This window comes from Spirulina sp. CCNP1310, assembly GCF_034932185.1.
Lineage (GTDB): Bacteria > Cyanobacteriota > Cyanobacteriia > Cyanobacteriales > Spirulinaceae > Spirulina.
In genome coordinates this window covers 17238-34943 of the sequence record NZ_JAYGHW010000011.1, presented here as the reverse complement: position 1 = coordinate 34943, position 17706 = coordinate 17238, and the positions used below count along the sequence as shown (strand labels likewise).

The 17706-nt window shown below is 52.8% G+C and carries 20 protein-coding genes; 14 read left to right on the top strand and 6 right to left on the bottom strand.

What is annotated here, in order from left to right; all coding sequences use genetic code 11:
- Nucleotides 1–37 precede the first annotated feature (37 nt).
- The gene (locus VB712_RS05010; RefSeq protein ID WP_323252762.1) at nucleotides 38–3868 is read right to left on the bottom strand and encodes a tetratricopeptide repeat protein; all 3831 of its coding nucleotides are present in this window, start codon (nucleotides 3866–3868) and stop codon (nucleotides 38–40) included.
- 125 nt (nucleotides 3869–3993) lie between these two features.
- On the opposite strand from VB712_RS05010, the gene VB712_RS05005 reads away from it, so the two are divergent.
- Genes VB712_RS05005 through VB712_RS04985 form a run of 5 tightly spaced genes read left to right on the top strand, consistent with a single transcriptional unit; the run spans nucleotide 3994 to nucleotide 5110 of the window.
- Nucleotides 3994–4179, top strand: a complete 186-nt coding sequence (locus tag VB712_RS05005) for a hypothetical protein (RefSeq protein ID WP_323252760.1) — start codon at nucleotides 3994–3996, stop codon at nucleotides 4177–4179.
- A complete protein-coding gene (locus tag VB712_RS05000) occupies nucleotides 4160–4486 on the top strand; it encodes a type II toxin-antitoxin system PemK/MazF family toxin (RefSeq protein ID WP_323252758.1) in 327 nt (108 codons plus the stop codon). The genes VB712_RS05005 and VB712_RS05000 overlap by 20 nt, the downstream gene beginning before the upstream one ends.
- A 13-nt stretch (nucleotides 4487–4499) precedes the next feature.
- Complete coding sequence (locus tag VB712_RS04995) at nucleotides 4500–4637, top strand: hypothetical protein (RefSeq protein ID WP_323252756.1); 138 nt, start codon at nucleotides 4500–4502, stop codon at nucleotides 4635–4637.
- Between the two features lie 30 nt (nucleotides 4638–4667).
- Nucleotides 4668–4859 (top strand): hypothetical protein, encoded by a 192-nt coding sequence (locus VB712_RS04990; RefSeq protein ID WP_323252754.1) that lies wholly within the window; start codon nucleotides 4668–4670, stop codon nucleotides 4857–4859.
- Nucleotides 4856–5110, top strand: coding sequence for a type II toxin-antitoxin system RelE/ParE family toxin (locus VB712_RS04985; protein WP_323252752.1), 255 nt, complete (start codon nucleotides 4856–4858; stop codon nucleotides 5108–5110). The genes VB712_RS04990 and VB712_RS04985 overlap by 4 nt, the downstream gene beginning before the upstream one ends.
- Nucleotides 5111–5300: 190 nt before the next feature.
- Here VB712_RS04985 and VB712_RS04980 read toward each other — a convergent pair whose 3' ends face one another.
- On the bottom strand, nucleotides 5301–5426 hold the full coding sequence (locus VB712_RS04980) for a hypothetical protein (RefSeq protein ID WP_323252749.1): 126 nt from the start codon (nucleotides 5424–5426) through the stop codon (nucleotides 5301–5303).
- 176 nt (nucleotides 5427–5602) lie between these two features.
- On the opposite strand from VB712_RS04980, the gene VB712_RS04975 reads away from it, so the two are divergent.
- A complete protein-coding gene (locus VB712_RS04975) occupies nucleotides 5603–8443 on the top strand; it encodes a cyclic nucleotide-binding domain-containing protein (RefSeq protein WP_416236253.1) in 2841 nt (946 codons plus the stop codon).
- A 44-nt stretch (nucleotides 8444–8487) separates the two neighbouring features.
- Here VB712_RS04975 and VB712_RS04970 read toward each other — a convergent pair whose 3' ends face one another.
- The 4 genes from VB712_RS04970 to VB712_RS04955 all read right to left on the bottom strand — a co-directional run bounded on the left by VB712_RS04970 (nucleotide 8488) and on the right by VB712_RS04955 (nucleotide 11066).
- Complete coding sequence (locus VB712_RS04970) at nucleotides 8488–9243, bottom strand: hypothetical protein (RefSeq protein WP_323252745.1); 756 nt, start codon at nucleotides 9241–9243, stop codon at nucleotides 8488–8490.
- Complete coding sequence (locus tag VB712_RS04965) at nucleotides 9243–10118, bottom strand: hypothetical protein (RefSeq protein ID WP_323252743.1); 876 nt, start codon at nucleotides 10116–10118, stop codon at nucleotides 9243–9245. The genes VB712_RS04970 and VB712_RS04965 overlap by 1 nt, the downstream gene beginning before the upstream one ends.
- A 5-nt stretch (nucleotides 10119–10123) precedes the next feature.
- On the bottom strand, nucleotides 10124–10540 hold the full coding sequence (locus VB712_RS04960) for a hypothetical protein (RefSeq protein WP_323252742.1): 417 nt from the start codon (nucleotides 10538–10540) through the stop codon (nucleotides 10124–10126).
- A gap of 73 nt (nucleotides 10541–10613) precedes the next feature.
- On the bottom strand, nucleotides 10614–11066 hold the full coding sequence (locus VB712_RS04955) for an EVE domain-containing protein (protein ID WP_323252740.1): 453 nt from the start codon (nucleotides 11064–11066) through the stop codon (nucleotides 10614–10616).
- A gap of 206 nt (nucleotides 11067–11272) precedes the next feature.
- Between VB712_RS04955 and ribBA the strand changes: the two genes are divergently transcribed.
- The 8 genes from ribBA (at nucleotide 11273) to VB712_RS04915 (ending at nucleotide 17420) form a co-directional block, all read left to right on the top strand.
- Entirely contained in the window at nucleotides 11273–12937 is a 1665-nt protein-coding gene (gene ribBA, locus VB712_RS04950) for a bifunctional 3,4-dihydroxy-2-butanone-4-phosphate synthase/GTP cyclohydrolase II (RefSeq protein ID WP_323252738.1), read from the top strand.
- A gap of 136 nt (nucleotides 12938–13073) precedes the next feature.
- Nucleotides 13074–15062: a DICT sensory domain-containing protein gene (locus VB712_RS04945; RefSeq protein WP_323252736.1), complete on the top strand. Its 1989-nt coding sequence runs from the start codon at nucleotides 13074–13076 to the stop codon at nucleotides 15060–15062.
- 149 nt (nucleotides 15063–15211) lie between these two features.
- Nucleotides 15212–15589: a rubredoxin gene (locus VB712_RS04940; RefSeq protein WP_323252734.1), complete on the top strand. Its 378-nt coding sequence runs from the start codon at nucleotides 15212–15214 to the stop codon at nucleotides 15587–15589.
- 28 nt (nucleotides 15590–15617) lie between these two features.
- A complete protein-coding gene (locus VB712_RS04935; RefSeq protein ID WP_323252732.1) occupies nucleotides 15618–16631 on the top strand; it encodes a photosynthesis system II assembly factor Ycf48 in 1014 nt (337 codons plus the stop codon).
- Between the two features lie 89 nt (nucleotides 16632–16720).
- Nucleotides 16721–16966, top strand: coding sequence for a cytochrome b559 subunit alpha (gene psbE, locus VB712_RS04930; protein ID WP_323252730.1), 246 nt, complete (start codon nucleotides 16721–16723; stop codon nucleotides 16964–16966).
- A 33-nt stretch (nucleotides 16967–16999) separates the two neighbouring features.
- Nucleotides 17000–17134, top strand: coding sequence for a cytochrome b559 subunit beta (gene psbF / locus VB712_RS04925; protein ID WP_323252728.1), 135 nt, complete (start codon nucleotides 17000–17002; stop codon nucleotides 17132–17134).
- A gap of 9 nt (nucleotides 17135–17143) precedes the next feature.
- Complete coding sequence (locus VB712_RS04920; protein WP_323252726.1) at nucleotides 17144–17263, top strand: photosystem II reaction center protein L; 120 nt, start codon at nucleotides 17144–17146, stop codon at nucleotides 17261–17263.
- A gap of 37 nt (nucleotides 17264–17300) precedes the next feature.
- The gene (locus VB712_RS04915) at nucleotides 17301–17420 is read left to right on the top strand and encodes a photosystem II reaction center protein J (RefSeq protein WP_323252724.1); all 120 of its coding nucleotides are present in this window, start codon (nucleotides 17301–17303) and stop codon (nucleotides 17418–17420) included.
- Nucleotides 17421–17706: the final 286 nt, after the last annotated feature.

Sequence of the window (17706 nt, the reverse complement as noted above, 5' to 3'; positions counted from 1 at the left end):
TGAAGCGGATTCCTGCTTAGGTATAGATTCAGGGGGATTAATCCCCTTGGAGGGTGAAGGCGGCCCAGAGGCGTGGGTCTTGGTATTTTTCCCAGAGGGCGAGTTGGGCTTCTCGCAGGGCTTGGGCGGGGGAAATTCCCTTTTCGAGATCGCCGTAAAATTGGCTCATCAATTCTGCTGTCGCTGCATCATCAACATTCCATAACGACACGACGACGCGCTTGGCTCCGGCATACATGAAACCCCGCGTCATGCCGATCATGCCTTCGCCTTTGATGGTTTCGCCGAGGCCGGTTTGGCAGGCACTTAAAACGACTAATTCGGCATTTAAATTTAAGCCAAAAATCTCGTTTAAGCGTAGGAATCCATCCTCTTTTTCTTGACCATTTTCATCAACGAGGGAGAGGACTAAGCCGGAGAGTTCGGGGTTTTGGCTGTCGATGCAGCCATGGGTTGAGAGGAAGAGGGTTTGGTATTGGTGGAGGGGGGCGCGATCGAACCAGTCTTGATTGGCGGCAAAGTCGAGGACGGTGAGGGCATCAGGGACATATTTTTGGAGGGCTTCGGCTTCGCGGCGGGTTCCGGGGAGGCGTTGGATGCCGTCGTTGGGGAGGCAGAGGGAGCGATCGAGGGCGGAACGACTGCGGAGGGCTTGGAGGCTGACGGGTTCGTTATTGCGGGGGGTTGGGGTGGGGGTTGCTCCGGTGACGCGGGGATCGTTGGCGCTGAAGACGGGATCGGCGAAGATGGCGAGTTTTTTGGGGGCGGGGGGACGGTTCGCGAGGTTTTGGCGTTGGGTGGCGATCGCGGTGGCGGATGGGGCGTGGATGATTTCGTGTTGGGTGACGAGGGGGGTGTATTGATCCCCCCCGGCCCCCCTTAAAAAGGGGGGTGTAGAGTCTAACCCCCTTGCTAAGGGGGTCGGCGCAGCCGGGGGGATCGGGAGGGCGGCGAAGGGGACGTAGTGGAGTGCGCCGTCGGGAATAATGAGGAGGCGTTTGCCTTGGATTTTGTTGGCGATGGGGGCGAAGATTTGGTTGTAGAGTTCTGTTCCTGTGGTCTGGATCATGGCGAGAGTTTCTGGGAGATTTTGTTGGATGCAGGCTTGAGGATTCGCAGCGTTGGCGCAGTTGCCTGTATCTTTCCGAATGATGTTGGTCAATCGTTCGACGGTGGTTTCGATTTGGGCTTGGGGGGGGAGGATGTGGGTTTCGTAGCCGTTTTTGGTGATCAGCCAGAGGTAGCTTTGGTCGGGGTGGAGGCTGTATTGCAATAAAACGGTGTCGTCGTCGAGGACTTGCTGTTGGACTTGCTGTAAGTTCAGGGGGTCGGGATATTTGAGGTCGGTGTAGGCGGGGTTGAGGCGTTTGATTTGGGTGACGAGGCGATCGAGTTCGCTGTTGAGTTGTTGGGTGGCGGTGGTGTAGTCTTGGCGGATTTGGTCGCGTTGTTCGTCGGTTTGGGCGTTGGTGAGGCGTTGGGTAAGGAGTTGTTGTTGGGCGGTGAGTTGGTTGAGGATGTTTTGTTCTTGGTCGAGGAGGGGTTGAAGTTGGGCGTTTTCGGTGGTGTCGCGGAGGTTGAGTTGGCTTTCGGTGAGGAGTTCGATGAGGGTGCGGGCGCGGCTGCGTTCGCTGACGTGGAAGGCTTGGGCATCGTAGCCTTGGTTGGGGTTTTGTTGATGGAGTTGCATCAACAGGTCGGTGTAGAACTGGTAGTAGCCTTGTTGTTGGGCGAAGTAGGTTTGGCGGAGTTCGGTGCTGGTGATGTTGCTGCGGAGTTGTTCGATGAGAGCGATGGCGGCTTGGATGTTCTCCAGGGCGGCGGTGAGTTGTCCCTCGTCCCGTTGAACCCAAGCCGCATTTCTGAGCGTATTGGCTTCCCCATCAATATCGCCCACCGCTTCGTAAAGGGGTAAAGCCTGGTTGAAATACTCCAGCGCCCGGCTCTTTTCTCCTAATGAGTTGTAGACCCCACCGATATTATTGAGCGTGGTGGCTTCGCCGCCGCGATCGCCCACCTCCCGTCTCATGGGTAAGGCTTGGTTGTAGTATTCCAGCGCCCGGCTGTTTTCTCCTAGGGAGTTGTAGACCAAACCGATAGCATGGAGCGTGGCCGCTTCGCCTCTGCGATCGCCCACTGCCCGGCTCAGGAGCAAGGCTTCGTTGTAATACTCCAGCGCTAGGCTCGTGTTTCCCTTTAAGTGGTGGACATAACCGACATTGGTCAGAGCAATGGCTTCTCCTTCGCGATCGCCCACCGCCCGGCTCAGGGGTAAGGCTTGGTTGTAGTATTCCAGTGCTAGATCTCTTTCTCCTAGGTCGCTGTAGACCCTACCGATATTATGGAGACTTTTGGCTTCCACGCCGCGATTTCCCACCGCCCGTAACAGGGGCAAGGCTTGGTTGTAGTATTCCAGCGCTCGGCTCTGTTCTCCTCGGTTGCTGTAGACTAAACCGATATTATTTAGGATAGTGCCTTCCCCGCCGCGATCGCCCAACGCCCGGAACAGGGGTAAGGCTTGGTTGTAGTATTCCAGCGCCCGGCTGTTTTCTCCTATTAAATAGTAGACCCCACCGATATTACCGAGAGTGATGGCTTCCATTCGGCGATCGCCCAACGCCCGGAACAGGGGTAAGGCTTGGTTGTAGTATTCCAGCGCCCGGCTGTTTTCTCCTAAATCGGAGTAGACCGCACCAATATTACGGAGGGTGTTGGCTTCCCCGCTGCGATCACCCACCGCCCGTCTGAGGGGCAAGGCTTGGTTGTAATACTCCAGCGCCCGGCTCTTTTCTCCTAAATCATCGTAGACCCGACCGATATTATTGAGGGTGGCGGCTTCCATGTCGCGATCGCCCACCGCCCTCCAGAGGGGTAAAGCTTGGTTGTAATATTCCAGCGCACGGCTGTTTTCTCCTATGTCGCTGTAGACTAAACCGACAATACTGAGAATGGTGGCTTCTCCTTCGCGATCGCCCACTGCCCGTAACAGGGGTAAGGCTTGGTTGTAGTATTCCAGCGCACGGCTCTTTTCTCCTAAATCAGAGTAGACCCCACCGATATTACTGAGAGTGATGGCTTCCCTTCGGCGATTTCCCACCGCCCGTAACAGGGGTAAGGCTTGGTTGTAGTATTCCAGCGCCCGGCTCTTTTCTCCTAAATCAGAGTAGACCCCACCGATATTATAGAGGGTGGCAGTTTCCATGTCGCGATTTCCCACCTGTCGATAAAGAGGAATTGCCGCTTCCCACTTTGCAATTGCAGCCCGTAAAGAGTCTAATGATCCCTCTCGATAAAGAGCCATACCCTCTTGAAAAAGCTGCTCGGCTTGGGCCGCAGCACCGCTAACAGGAGCATTTGGGGCAGCACCATTCACCACTGCACTTTGCACAGTCAAGCGATACCGTCCTACTTCCCCAGCTTGATAAGACAAAACCAGAATTACATACTGACCATCCGCAGGCAACGTCATCACGATCCTAGCGTTACTATTCTCGCCCCCATCATCATCCTGAGCGAGACTCTTTGCTTCCCTATCCGCCAAGACCAATACAGCATCAAACGCATCACTGATTAAATCAATAACAATTCTTTCCCCCGCCCGCCCCGTAAAAGTATGAAGATTAACATATCTGCCATCACCAAGAACATCACTCTCTGCACTCAACTCCCCCTCAAAAACCAACGGTTGCCGTTCCCGTGAGTTTTGCGCCACAAGCCATTCCTGGGGCAAATCTAACATCTGGGGCTGTGGAGCGATTCCCTCAGCTTCCCCCAAAAATCCCACCGCAGCCCTTCCCTCCACAGCACCCACCCCCACCACCAAACCCGACCACACCAACACCCCCAGAAAACCGCTAAATTTCCGCATCACCCTACCCCACAGCAAAAACACCGCCCCCAGTCTAGCCCAACCTCCCCGCCCTAGTGCAGTCCGTTACCAAAGTTGAAACTGAAGCGAGATGCTACCCTAGAAGAAAGGCTCACCTCAAACCCATGGATGCCCTCGCCCAAGAACTCGATCACCGCCTGAAAACCTGGCAACCCACCATTGCCGAACAAGCCCGACAATGGATCACAGAAATTATGGAACTGGCAGATCAAGACCTGCTGGACTTAGCCCGTTGCCGTCACATTGAACAAGAAATCCTAGATTTAATTGATGAACCCGAAGCCCGGTGAAGTGTGGTTGGCTGACCTCGGACTAGCCGCCAAAACGCGACCTATCGTGATCGTGTCCCGTGAAGATCCAGAACCGCCCCGCGCCCTGATTATTTATGTACCCCTAACCACACAATATCGGCAAAGTCCCTATGAAATCGAATTACCCCATTTACGATTTTTAAAACAAAAATCAGTCGCAAATGTACAGGGGATGAGCGCATTACCCACGGTACGCTTAGAACGTAAATTGGGAGACTTGCCGATTGATGTACTCAAGGCAATACAAAGCGCGATCGCCTATACACTCGACCTCAAACCGAGCTAAAACCTTCAGTCTAATGGGAACGCCACAAGACCCCACACCAGAGAGGCGCGATCGCTCCATCACCATACCCCACAGCAAAAACACCGCCCCCAGTCTAGCCCAAATGTTGGGGGGCGATTCACCCCGTTACAAAAACCGCAACCCAATATAATGGTCAATATCACCTCTGCCTGATCACACCATGACCAAACTCCTGCAAGCGGCGATCGCACAACTGCAACAACTCCCTACCCAAGAACAAGACCGCATTGCCAGCCGTTTACTCGAAGAACTCGAAGAACTTGCTGACATTCGTGCCTACGATATAGCCAAGCAGACTCCTGATCAAGTCATTCCCTTCGAGCAGGCAATCCGCGAAATTGAGCGTGCATGAGCTATCAAATCAACATTTTGCGCCGCGCTCAAAAATCTCTGAGCAAACTGCCACAGGATGAGTATGAACGCATTAAAGAGACAATTCAGTCGTTAGCGACAACTCCTCGGCCTAACGGTAGCCGAAAGCTTACAGGACGTGAGGGTTGGCGACTTCGTGTGGGTGACTATCGTGTGATTTATGAGATTGATGACCCTCAAAAAACAATTACAGTGCTTTCCATTGGTCATCGGCGCGAAATATACCGTTGAATCTCTGAAATTCTATTAACCCCAACGCAAATAACGGAAACAGCACAACCACCACATCACCCTTTACAAATCGCGCCATGCTTGATCCTCTTCCGGTTTCAGCCCGTCCCTTTAACTTTTTGCACCCCGCAGGTCTCGGATCAATTGCGAGATTTTCGATCACCGCGATCAATAACCGTAACCCACCCCCCTACAGGTTAGCTGACTCCCCCATCTCCGAGTCATCCTCCTCCTGACCCTCCAACTCCGCCAACGTCACCCCCGCCAGATTTAAAACAGAGGCGATCGGTATCCCCGCACTTTGCAGCAACGGCACAATTTTCCGCAGCAGTCTGACTAATCACCCCCTTGCAAAAGTAGGGAATCAGCAGGGAATGGTTCGCCGACCAATTCCGTAAGCTACTGGCACAATCCCATCAAGGGGATAGGGGATGATCTAAAATCCCTATAGACAAGGCCACCAAGCTCCCATATTTTTTCTCTTCTATGTCTATGTTTGCAGATCTACCCGAAACCCGAATGCACTGGATTCGCTGGGGATTGGCGATCGCCTGGCTCCTGGTAATCGCTTCCCTATTTTACGATCCCTGGACTGTCGCCCTCACGGAACCGGATCACCCCTGGAGTCCGCTGCGGCTCGTAGATACCTGTGTGGAAGTCCAGGGGGAATGTGTAGCCCAACAGCCCTATCCTTTAGGGACAACGATCTTCTGGGGGGCAATTGTACCCAGTGCCATCTTTATTCTCTTAGTCTTCGGCCATGAGTTATGGCGGCGAATTTGTCCCCTCTCTTTCCTCTCTCAAATTCCCCGTGCTTTAGGATGGCAGCGGCAATTTAAGCGCGAGAACAAAAAGACGGGCAAAGTGCGCTATGAATTGGCTAAAGTTGACCGCAACTCCTGGTTAGGTCGCAACTATGCCTATCTTCAATTTGGCTGGCTTTTTGTGGGGTTATGTGGGCGCATTTTGTTTTTTAATGCTGACCGCCTTGTGCTGGCGGGCTGGGTTTTATTCACCATTGCAGCGGCTATTTTTGTGGGCTATTGGTACGGCGGTAAATCTTGGTGTCAATACTTTTGCCCCATGGCTCCGGTGCAAAGTATTTATAGCGAACCGGGGGGACTGTTGAGCAGCAAAGCCCACATGAGCGAGCAACTGATTACCCAATCCATGTGCCGCACCGTGCTACCCGATGGCAAAGAGCAAAGCGCCTGCGTTGCCTGTCAAAATCCCTGTATTGACATTGATTCCGAACGGACTTATTGGGATAGTTTAAATAAACCAGAAACCCAATTTTTACGCTATGGCTATGTGGGTTTAGTGATGGGTTATTTTAGCTACTACTATCTCTATGCTGGGAACTGGAATTATTATTTCTCCGGAGTATGGCTCCACCAAACCGATCAACTCGCTTCTCTTTTGAAACCCGGACTTTATCTATTTGGCGAGATCATTGATCTTCCCAAATTGGTAGCAGTACCCCTCGTTTTGGGGACTTGTACCGCTCTGGGATATTGGGGGGGACGATGGATCGAGAAACGGGCAAAAATTTACAGTCGCAAGCATCACAGCCTTACCCCTGAAACCCTACGCCATCGGATTTTCACCCTCTGCACCTTTGGCATTTTCAACTTTTTCTTTATCTTTAGTGGTCGTCCCCTGATCCAACTGCTCCCCGTTGCGGTGCAATATCTCTACGACCTCGCTTTAGTGGCCCTCAGTACGCTTTGGCTCTATACCAATTGGCGGCGCAGTCCTGATCTCTATTCCCGCGAAAATTTGGCCAATCGCTTCCGTAAACAGTTGGAAAAATTACAGTTGAATGTGGCATCTTTTTTGGAAGGAAAAACTCTCACAGACCTCAATACCCATGAATTGTATGTGTTAGCAAAAGTGCTGCCTGGTTTTACCCGTGAGAAACGGCATCAAGCCTATAAGGGTGTGGTGCGAGAAGCTTTGGAGGAAGGCTATGCCAACTATTCCAGCAGTTTGGAAATGTTGCAGCAAATGCGCCAGGAATTGGGCATCACCGATGAGGAGCATCGGATTGTTTTAGAGGAATTGGGCATTGAAGATCCTGAGTTACTCAATCCTGATCGTCAACGCAGTTTAGAAAATCAGATTCGCTTGACGGGCTACCGGAAATCCCTAGAACGATTGCTACGACTTCAACGCCAACAAGGGGATCCCAGTGGCTTAGAACCGTTATCCTTGCAGGATTCTCCCGATGTTCGCTCCCTCCGCCGTCAATATTCGATTACGCCCCAGGAAGAAGAGTGGATTTTGAGCGGATTTTCTGAGGATGCTAGCTTGGTTAAAAAGGCGGAGTTTATGCTCACTCAACTCCCTGAATTAATTGACCGTTACCACGCGGTCAATCAACCCCTGCTCCGTGAACATCAAGCGGTGTTAACGTTGCTGCGGGAACATATCCGTCATAAAAAAGAACTGATCGTGCGATCGCTCCTCGAAACCCTAGCACAACTCCAATCGGATCCCGCTGCCTTCACCCTCGCCCAAGGTTTGCAAGCGGCCTCCCCTGCGATTTTAGGAGAGCTTTTAGAGCGGGAGAATTGGGGCGATGGGTGCGCGATCGCGGATCGCCTCCCTGCCCCAATTCTGGCATACTTGACCCAGCCCGGCGTAAATGCTGCTGCCTGTTCCCTTGATCTCTCCCCGGAGATCATTCTTGGCCATTTAGAAGCTTTACTCGCCGATCCTAATCCCATGGTGCAGGCCGCCGCCCTCTATCTGATTGGGCAATGGGAGGCGGAACGGAGTCAGGTGATCGCCCGCCATCATGGTCATGAATTCACGGCTCCCCTGCTTCAGGAAATGGTGGAGCGACTGCTGGCTTGGCCCCCGTCCTCACCCAATCCCCCCGCCCTCAGCGATTTTCCCACCGTCGAAAAATCCGTTTACTTATTCAATAGCGACTTCTTCCACCGGATGCAAAGCGAAACCTTAATTGCCCTAGCACATCGGGCAACGGTGAAGGTTTATCAACGGGGGGATGTGATTACAGAAGCCGGGGATACTTGCCGCGAACTGCTGTTATTAATTGCCGGGGATGCCAACATTCACTATCAAAGGGGAGCAGAGATTCAAATCGAGCAATTGCATCCCGGCCAAACACTGGATGAATTAGAGGTTTTAGCCCATAGTAATTCAGAAAATACCATCGTTGCTGATAGCGAAATTACGCGAATTTTAGCGATTCCCGTCGATGCCTTTGATGATTTGCTGGATCATGATCCTGACTTTGCCCGACGAGTTTTAGAATTAGAAAGTCGGCAACTGCAACGATTTATGCGCTCAGTCCAGGCCCTGTAGGGGCGTTGGCGTAAGCCTGCCGGAGGCACAAAAATCTTTCGCCCTCACCCCCCCCAGCGGGGCAACCATTTGCGCAACTTTGCCCCGATCCCTTGGGCTTCCGGTGCAAGCACCCGCTGCATCCCGTAGCGGAGGAGGGTGGGTAGGGCGAACCGCAATAAGCCTTGTGTGGCTAGTTTAGTGGTAACGAGGAGGAGAGAGGCGATCGCCATTTCCTGCACCAACAACCATCCCCCCTGTAACATCTCGATCCCCTGAGAAACCCCATAACCCACCGTCAGCAAACTTGAAACCCCCCAAGCTGCCCGATTGACTAACGCTTTCCCTCCCAATGTCAGCCGGCCCACCAACTGCTGAATCAGCCAATAATGAGCCGCAGAAAGATTCAGCGTTAAGGTAGGGTAATCTAAACAATCAGCACAAACTTGGTGAATAATATCCCCATCCAAACTGATCAGCGTTTTTAACAGCGGTTTTTCCCCCGTAGCCAGGGGATAAATCGTCATAAAACTCAGCGCCGATTGCAAACAACCGCGATGATCCACCAAGGCATAACGCCAAAACTCCACCAAAAACCGCCAGGGAATATGGAGATTTTGGCCCCGTTGTTGGGCCAAGGTAATCCGGCCCAAGGTCGTCGAATTGAGGTGAAATGTCACCCCATGACAGAGCAATTGTTCATCGGCGGTGCGCTCCTTCACCAACCGCACCACCGCATCTAATTCCACATCATGATAGGTGCGTTGCCGCCGTTTTGGCAAAGCATCAACGGGCAACGCTACTGGATTAACCCCTACCATCAGCGTTTGCCTGGCCCGGATAACGCATTCCCCAACTGCGCAAAAGTTTTCTGAGCTAAATCCAGGATAAAACCTAACAACTCCCGCCATTGTCGCTCACCAGACATCACACTTTCTTTATGAATCTGCAAGAGCAAATCACGGTGGGGATGACTGAATAAGTCATCATTATAGCGGTTGATAATATCCCCATCCAATTGAATGATCGTTTGGGCATAGATCACATCGGTTTTGACTTCATGCTCCAATGCTTCCGCATGGGCTGCGGGGGCTAGCGCATCCATGCGTTTTAAGGTGCGATTACGATTGTCTAACGCAGCCTTTAATTCCGCCACTTTACGAAGCGTCCGACTAAATTTAGAATTACGCAAAAGATCCTGCACCTTCTGCATTTCTACGGTGTTGTGGGGGATTAAGGGATTGGGCAGGTGGGAATGGGTGATATCCATCAAGGCGTTGGGATCGCTGAGAATCTGCAACTGATCCTGTTGTTGGGCGATGTTCGGATCAAAGAGTTCTGATTCTGGATTGCAAACTAACAGTAAATATTCCACTTCTAAATCTCGTCGCAGCGACATATAGCGATGCTGCAATGACTCATGGATATTACTCCGGACTGTCCAATGGGTATCAATACTATAGAGGGACAAATAGGAATCCCAGGGCATAAATTTATCCCCGGTAATTTGCTTAACCACCATGGTATTGACCTCTAGGGCGGTGATATCAATAATCACTTCGCTGAGGGACTGGGCAAAATCCCCCAGCATTTGCTCACCTCGTTCCGCAAAGGTTTTGCGAGGTTTGGCAGGGGCGGGGGTAGGGGTGATGGGGGCAGCATTGGCCCGTCGCCGGGGGGGTTTGGCGTTGGTCATCGGGCTTAGTAGGCGGGGGGTTGTTGGGAGGGGAGGGCGGGGTTGGTGCGGTTGGGTTTAGGCAATCGCTCAACGGTGCGGGCGAGCAAGACAAACATTTGTTGTAGACTTTCCAGGTTTTGCTTAATGATGTCCCGGCCTTCCTGTACCTGTTGGAGGTGAAAATCTCGCAGTTCGGTATAGGGGCCGCTGCCAATGAACTGACTGCCCACTTCGTTATCAATATCGCCATCCACGAGGTTGATCCGGGTGCGCATCCGGGATCCCGGTGCGGGTTGGCCGATCGCCCCATAGCTTTGCTCCTCGTCACTAGAAACCCAGGTGGTGATTTCCAGTTCGATCGCCTCTCCCAATGCCAAGGTCAAAGCTTCGACCACTTTGCCCTCTTTAAGATATTTCCGAAATTCATCACTGGCGGCCATGGTTTTTCCCCTGCTGGATGCAACTCACGCTAGCAATATAGCACGGCTTTTTTCTGGCTCAATTTAAAGTTTCTTAACAGCCGGCGAGGGCCAAAAGGCGGGGAGCGATCGCCTCCCCAATGGGCATCACCGAAAGGCGATTACCTCGCCGCACCAGGAGCAATTCTTCCGGCGTGAATTGGGCCTTGAGGGTTTCGAGGGGAATGAGGGGGAATTGTCGCTCAAAGGCCAGTTCGACGGTGTACCAGCGGGGCCGCTCCGGGGTGGCTTTGGGGTCGTAGTATTTGCTTTGGGGATCGAATTGGGTGGGATCGATGAGGTTAGTTTGGCTCACCCTGGCTAACCCCACCAGGCCGGGGGGTTTAGCATTGGAATGGTAGAAGAAGAGGCGATCGCCCTCCTGCATTGCCCGTAAATAATTGCGGGCTTGGTAATTGCGTACCCCATCCCAAAGTTGGCGGCGATCGCGGGCTAGGTCTTCAATGCTGTAGTCGGTGGGTTCTGATTTCACTAACCAATAGGGCATTTTGGGAATGGGGAATTGATTACATGATCCCCCCGGCTACGCCGACCCCCTTAACAAGGGGGTTAAATTCCGGAACCCCCCTTTTTAAGGGGGGCAGGGGGGATCATGGGGTAGGGCCCATTCTACTACTCATCTTGGATCGCCATCGGCTCGAACCCGATCCGTTAAAATAAGGGCCACTGTCACCCATCCTCACCCCAGATTTTGTGTTGCAATTTGATTCCATTCAGGCTGCCCTTGCCGATATTAAAGCCGGTCGCTCCGTTGTCGTTGTTGATGATGAAAACCGCGAAAATGAAGGGGATTTAATCTGTGCGGCCCAGTTTGCCACCCCCGACATGATCAACTTTATGGCGGTGGAAGCAAGGGGCCTGATCTGTCTAGCGATGACCGGGGAACGCCTCGATGCCCTCGATCTGCCCCTGATGGTGACGAAAAACACCGACCCCAATCAAACTGCCTTCACCGTCAGTATTGATGCGGGCCCCCATTTGGGCGTAACCACAGGCATCTCTGCCGACGATCGCGCCAAAACGATCCAAATCGCCATCAACCCCGCCAGCCGCCCCGAAGATCTCCGCCGGCCGGGGCATATTTTCCCCCTGCGAGCGAAACAGGGGGGCGTGCTCAAACGGGCCGGCCATACCGAGGCCGCCGTCGATCTAGCTCGCCTTGCCGGCCTGTTCCCCGCTGGTGTCATTTGTGAAATCCAAAACCCCGACGGCTCCATGGCCCGGCTCCCGGAACTCTTCGACTATGCCCGTCACCATGGTTTAAAGCTGATCAACATTGCCGATCTAATCAGCTATCGCCTCGAACACGATCGCTTCGTCTATCGGGAATCGGTGTGTGAATTTCCCAGTCAATTCGGGGATTTTCACCTCTATGCCTACCGCAATACCCTCGATAACACCGAGCATATTGCCATCGTTAAGGGCAACCCCGCCCAGTTTGCTGCCCAGCCGGTGGTGGTACGGATGCATTCGGAATGTTTAACTGGCGATGCCCTCGGTTCCCTGCGTTGTGATTGCCGGATGCAGTTACAAACGGCGTTAAAAATGATTGAAAGCGCGGGCTTGGGCGTGGTGGTCTATTTGCGCCAAGAGGGGCGGGGCATTGGCTTGGTGAATAAGCTCAAGGCTTACTCCCTACAAGATTTAGGCCTAGATACCGTCGAGGCCAACGAGCGGCTCGGCTTTCCCGCCGATCTGCGGGATTATGGCATGGGGGCGCAGATGTTGAATGATTTGGGCGTGAAGCAAATTCGCCTAATCACCAATAATCCCCGCAAGATCGCCGGGTTAAAGGGCTATGGCATTGAGGTGGTCGATCGCCTCCCCCTACTGATTGAGGCCACGGACTACAACCGCAATTATCTAGCCACCAAGGCCCAAAAATTAGGGCATTTGCTCCTGCAAACCTATTTAGTCACCCTCGCCTTTGATTGGCAGGAGACGATTCAGGGGGTGCAACAGCGCTATGAGTTGTTGGAAAAGGTGCGATCGCTGGCCACCAGTGCCAATCTCTTAGTCCAGGAAGAGGCGCGACCCGTGGCCATTGCCCTCTTTGGCCGCCCAGCCTTAGTGGCCCATTTCGGTTTTGATCAGCCTGCCCTGGCCCGCCCCGATTGGTATCAAGATCCCACCCATCCCTACCGCTTGGCCCTGGGGCAGTTGTTGGATGAATTGCTGGCCTGGCCCTACCTCCGCCGTTTACAGTTCCTCCTAGCCACGGGGGAAGACCCCTTAACAAAACTTCAGGTTAATCTGTCGCGGCAAACCTTGGCCCAGGGATCCCAAGGATGGGGCGATGGGTTCGCTAACGCGGATCGCCTCGCCACCCAAACCATTTATCAAATTGAGCAATTGTGAAAAATTATTAATTTTGTTAATTTTGGTAAGTTAATTTAATCCCATGGGCCGCCTTGGGAAGTTTCATAGGATCATGGTAAGGATCTCATGCCAGCCCCCCGCTGGCTGTGAGCATGGCAGTACCCCCTAAACGGCGATGAGCATTTCAACCTCAGTCTTGACGCAATTGATGCAGGTACTCCCCAACTGGCGGCCCCAGATGTTTTTTAAAACATCCCTGGTGGCCCTATCCCATGCCATGGAGGATCAAGTTTTAGCCCGCAGTGATGCCCCGCTAATCATCGCTACATTCCAGCGGGAGCGGTTCTATCGTCAAGAAGCCCACCGTTATCAACGCTTGGGCCAGCAAAGTGATCAGGTCTATGTCCTTGCGGCCCCGGAGACGGATTTTTGTAACCATTCCGGCATTTATGAATCCGTTGCCTTTGATGCCAACGATGCCCTTGCCCAGGAATGGCATTTGGTGGTGATGGGCGATCGCTATGCCAACTGTTTAATCTGTCGTGAGCGCCCCGCTCCCCCAACCAGTGGCGATTTTGAAAGCGATTCTAATCGCCGCTTTGAGGGGATTTGGACGTTTGATCGCCACACCAGCAGCCATGCGGCCTATATTTTGCTCGATCGCATCCTCCAATACCGGCCGGAATTGGCAGACAAAATCAGCGAGGCGAAAAATCGCTATCTCGATAACGTCTGCAATTTAGATCAACTGGAGTCGAGCCAACTTTCCCCGGTCAATTATCCCGATCCCTTTGTGAACCGCTTGGTGAGCTATCTCCAGGTGGGGCAGTATAAATTGCTCAAGGCTTACCGGGCCATTGCTTCCCAGGAGCAAAAGGAGCGGCTCATTCATTTAATGACCACAGCGATCCGCCGCTCCCTCGATCCTGAGGAGATTCTCCAGGTGGCGGTGGAGCAGTTGGGCCATGGTTTGGAGGCCTGTCGTTGCATTATCTATTGTTGCAGCGCCCAGGATGCCCAAGCGACGATCAGCCATGAATTCCTCAATACTGATATTGGCTCCCTGCTGGCACAAACTTGGCCATTGACGGAAAACGAACTGTTTCAAACCGTGGCCCACCGTTTAGAATCCCTGTTTATCCGCAATGTCAGCAATGATCCCGATTGGGGGGCGCAGATTAAAGAAATTGCCCATCAGTACAGTATTGGCTCTTGGCTGTTGGTTCCCGTTTTTTATCAAGACCGCTTTTTGGGGATGGTGGAGTTGCACCAATGCCGGCCGGATCATTTGCCTTGGACGGAGGAGCAAATTAGTTTAGTCGAAGCGATCGCCAATCAGGTGGGCGTGGCATTAATTCAAGCAGAAGCCTACGCCAATTTAGAAGACCTCAACGAACAATTGGCTGCCCTTGATCGCACCCGCTCCAATTTAGTGGCCATTACCGGCCATGAACTGCGCACTCCCCTTTCTACGATCCAGGTTTGCCTCGAAAGCCTGGCCACCGAGCCGGATATGTCCCCGGAACTACGCCAAGTGATGCTCAATACCGCCCTGGCCGATGCAGAGCGGATGCGCAAACTCATTCAGGACTTCCTGATCCTCTCCCAACTGGAAAGTGGCCGAGTGGATTGGAACCCGGAACCCTTAGCCCTCGCGGAATGTATTGAATTGGGCATTAGCAACGTGCGATCGCGCTACCACGGCAGCCGCATCCCGAAAATCACCGCCAAACTCAGCCCCCGCCTCCCCCTCGTCCAAGCCGATGGGGAATGGCTTGTAGAAGTTTTAGCCAAATTGCTCGATAACGCCTGTAAATTCACCCCCCCCAACGGCAAAATCATGATCCGCGCCGCCGCTGCCAGTGAGCAGCAGGTGCAAATCACGATCGCCGACAATGGCCGAGGCATTGAACCCAACCGCCTCGAAACGGTTTTCGATCGCTTCTACCAAGAAGAAGGGGCATTACAGCGCACCACGGGGGGAACGGGGTTGGGCCTCGCCATCTGTCGGCAAATTATCGACCGTTGGCATGGGCAAATCTGGGCAGAATCCCTCGGCAAAGACCAGGGCAGTGAGTTTCACTTCACGATCCCCGTGGCCTCTGCTGCCGCCACGAAAGTGGAGGAAAGCCGACCCAAGGGGCGATCGCGCCCTAAGGCTTAGTTTCTTAGGGAAGTGGGAAGGAAAAAGTGAGAAGGAAAAGGGCAAAAGTCAGTTCATGTTTACTCTTTGCCTTTTGCCCTTGCCTTGGCCTGAAGTGTTAAATTTGTGGGATAATTTGTAACAAAGTTTTTAATATTTCCCACCCAACCATGAGTCCAAGTACTCAAGATCCCGGCCCTGAATCCCCCAGTGCTCAGGAAAAAACCCTGGCTGAACAAGCCTCCCCCTCCTATGAATGTCTCAGTTGTGGCTATGTCTACGAGCCAGCACGGGGGGATAGCAATGGCAAAATTGCCCCCGGCACTGAATTTGTGGATCTGCCAACCACCTGGAAATGTCCGGTGTGTGGTGTCCGTCGCACCCAGTTTCGGAATATTGGTGCAGCCAATGCTCCCTCTGGGTTTGCGGAAAATCTCTCCTATGGGTTTGGGGTCAATCGTCTCACCCCTAATCAAAAGAACTTGCTAATTTTTGGGGCCTTGGCGGTGGGGATATTATTTTTCCTCAGCCTTTACGGACTCCATTAATCCTGATCCTGCAATTGTGAATTTTTTTATGAATGGACTGTTACAGAAATTTAAACATTGGCTCATGGTTGCGCTCCTCGCTGTGTTTTGCGTGGGTTGTAGCGATGTGCCGAACCTGTCCGTTAATCCTTGGCAGGTGATCGCACTGCCCACGGAAGCCAGTATGTATGATGTGGCCTTTACCGACGATGGCCAGCATGGTTGGTTGGTGGGGAGCCGCACCACGCTGTTTGAAACCACCGATGGCGGGGCAAGTTGGGAACCGCGCAGCCTTGATTTAGGGGATGAAAAGGTGAGCTTTTTCGCCGTTAGCTTTGCGGGCCAAGAGGGCTGGATTGTTGGCAAACCCTCGATCCTGCTCCACACCACCGACGGCGGCCAGAACTGGACAAGGGTGATCCTCAGTAGTAAACTCCCTGGTGCGCCCTACGGCATTACCGCCCTTGGCCCCGGCCAGGCGGAAATGGCCACGGATTTAGGGGCGATCTATCGTACTGATGATGGGGCGCAAAATTGGCACGCCTTGGTACAGGGGGCGGTGGGGGTGGTGCGGAACCTGCGGCGATCGCCCAACGGGGAATACATCGCCGTCTCCGCCAAAGGTAATTTCTATTCCACTTGGCAACCCGGCGATGAAGAATGGACTCCCCACCAGCGCACCAGTTCCCGCCGTCTGCAAAATATGGGCTTTTTCCCCGATGGCCGTCAATGGCTGATTGCCCGTGGCGGATTGTTGCAATTCTCCCAACCCGGCGCAGCCCTAGAATCGGAAGATTGGGATGAAGAAGTCTATCCAGAATTCTCCACCAGTTGGGGATTGTTGGATATGGCCTATCGCACCCCTGAAGAGCTTTGGGTTTCTGGGGGCAGCGGCAACCTCCTGGTGAGTCTTGACGAGGGTCAAACTTGGCAGAAAGACCGAGCCGTCGAGGAAGTTCCCGCTAATTTGTATCGGATTGTTTTCCTCGATGCAGATCATGGTTTTGTCCTGGGCGATCGCGGCGTTTTACTGCGCTATCAGGGCGCAGACTCCACCACATAGCATCAAAGGAATCCTTTTCCCCTCAGGGGCCGAGGATTCCTTTTGGTGTACAGTAGATTCTAAATGTTTGTCAAAGGAGGCACTTTAAAATGTCAGGAACCACTGGAGAACGGCCATTTACTGATATTGTCACCAGTATTCGCTACTGGGTGATCCATACGATTACGATTCCGATGTTGTTCATTGCTGGTTGGCTGTTTGTCAGCACAGGTTTGGCCTACGATGCCTTTGGCACACCCCGGCCCAATGAATACTTCACCCAAGACCGCCAAGAACTGCCGATTCTCTCGGATCGTTATGACGCGAGTCAACAAATTGAAGAGTTTAAGAAATAAGCTAACGCTGAATTCAAACAGAGGTTATCACTCATGACAAACACATCTGGCAATCAACCGATTACTTACCCGATTTTTACCGTTCGTTGGTTAGCGGTGCATACCTTGGCCGTTCCTTCGGTCTTTTTCCTGGGTGCGATCGCCGCTATGCAGTTCATTCAACGTTAGGAGTCTCCCATGGACAGAATTCCAAACCCCAATAAACAACCGGTTGAACTCAACCGGACTTCTCTCTTTCTTGGCCTGCTCTTGATTTTCGTCTTGGGCATCCTGTTTTCGAGCTACTTCTTTAACTAATCGTGCTGTATTTGAGACTTATTAGGAGGATATAACAATGTTTGCAGATGGGCGAATTCCCCTTTGGGTTGTTGCTGTCGTTGCCGGAAGCGGTGTGATTGGTTTGGTGGGACTATTTTTTTACGGGGCCTATGCGGGCCTAGGTTCCTCCCTGTAGGTTCACGATTTCACGAAGGTTTGATCAAAAACTTTAAAATAACCGCCTGGTGCTTCGGCTCTTGGCGGTTATTTACGATGGGGAGCGGTTTTCATCAACTGGAGGGATAAAGATCCCCCTCAATCCCCCTTAAAAAGGGGGAAGGGGCGTTCTCATCCTTCAACTGGAGGGATAAAGATCCCCCTCAATCCCCCTTAAAAAGGGGGAAGGGGCGTTCTCATCCTTCAACTGGAGGGATAAAGATCCCCCTCAATCCCCCTTAAAAAGGGGGAAGGGGCGTTCTCAT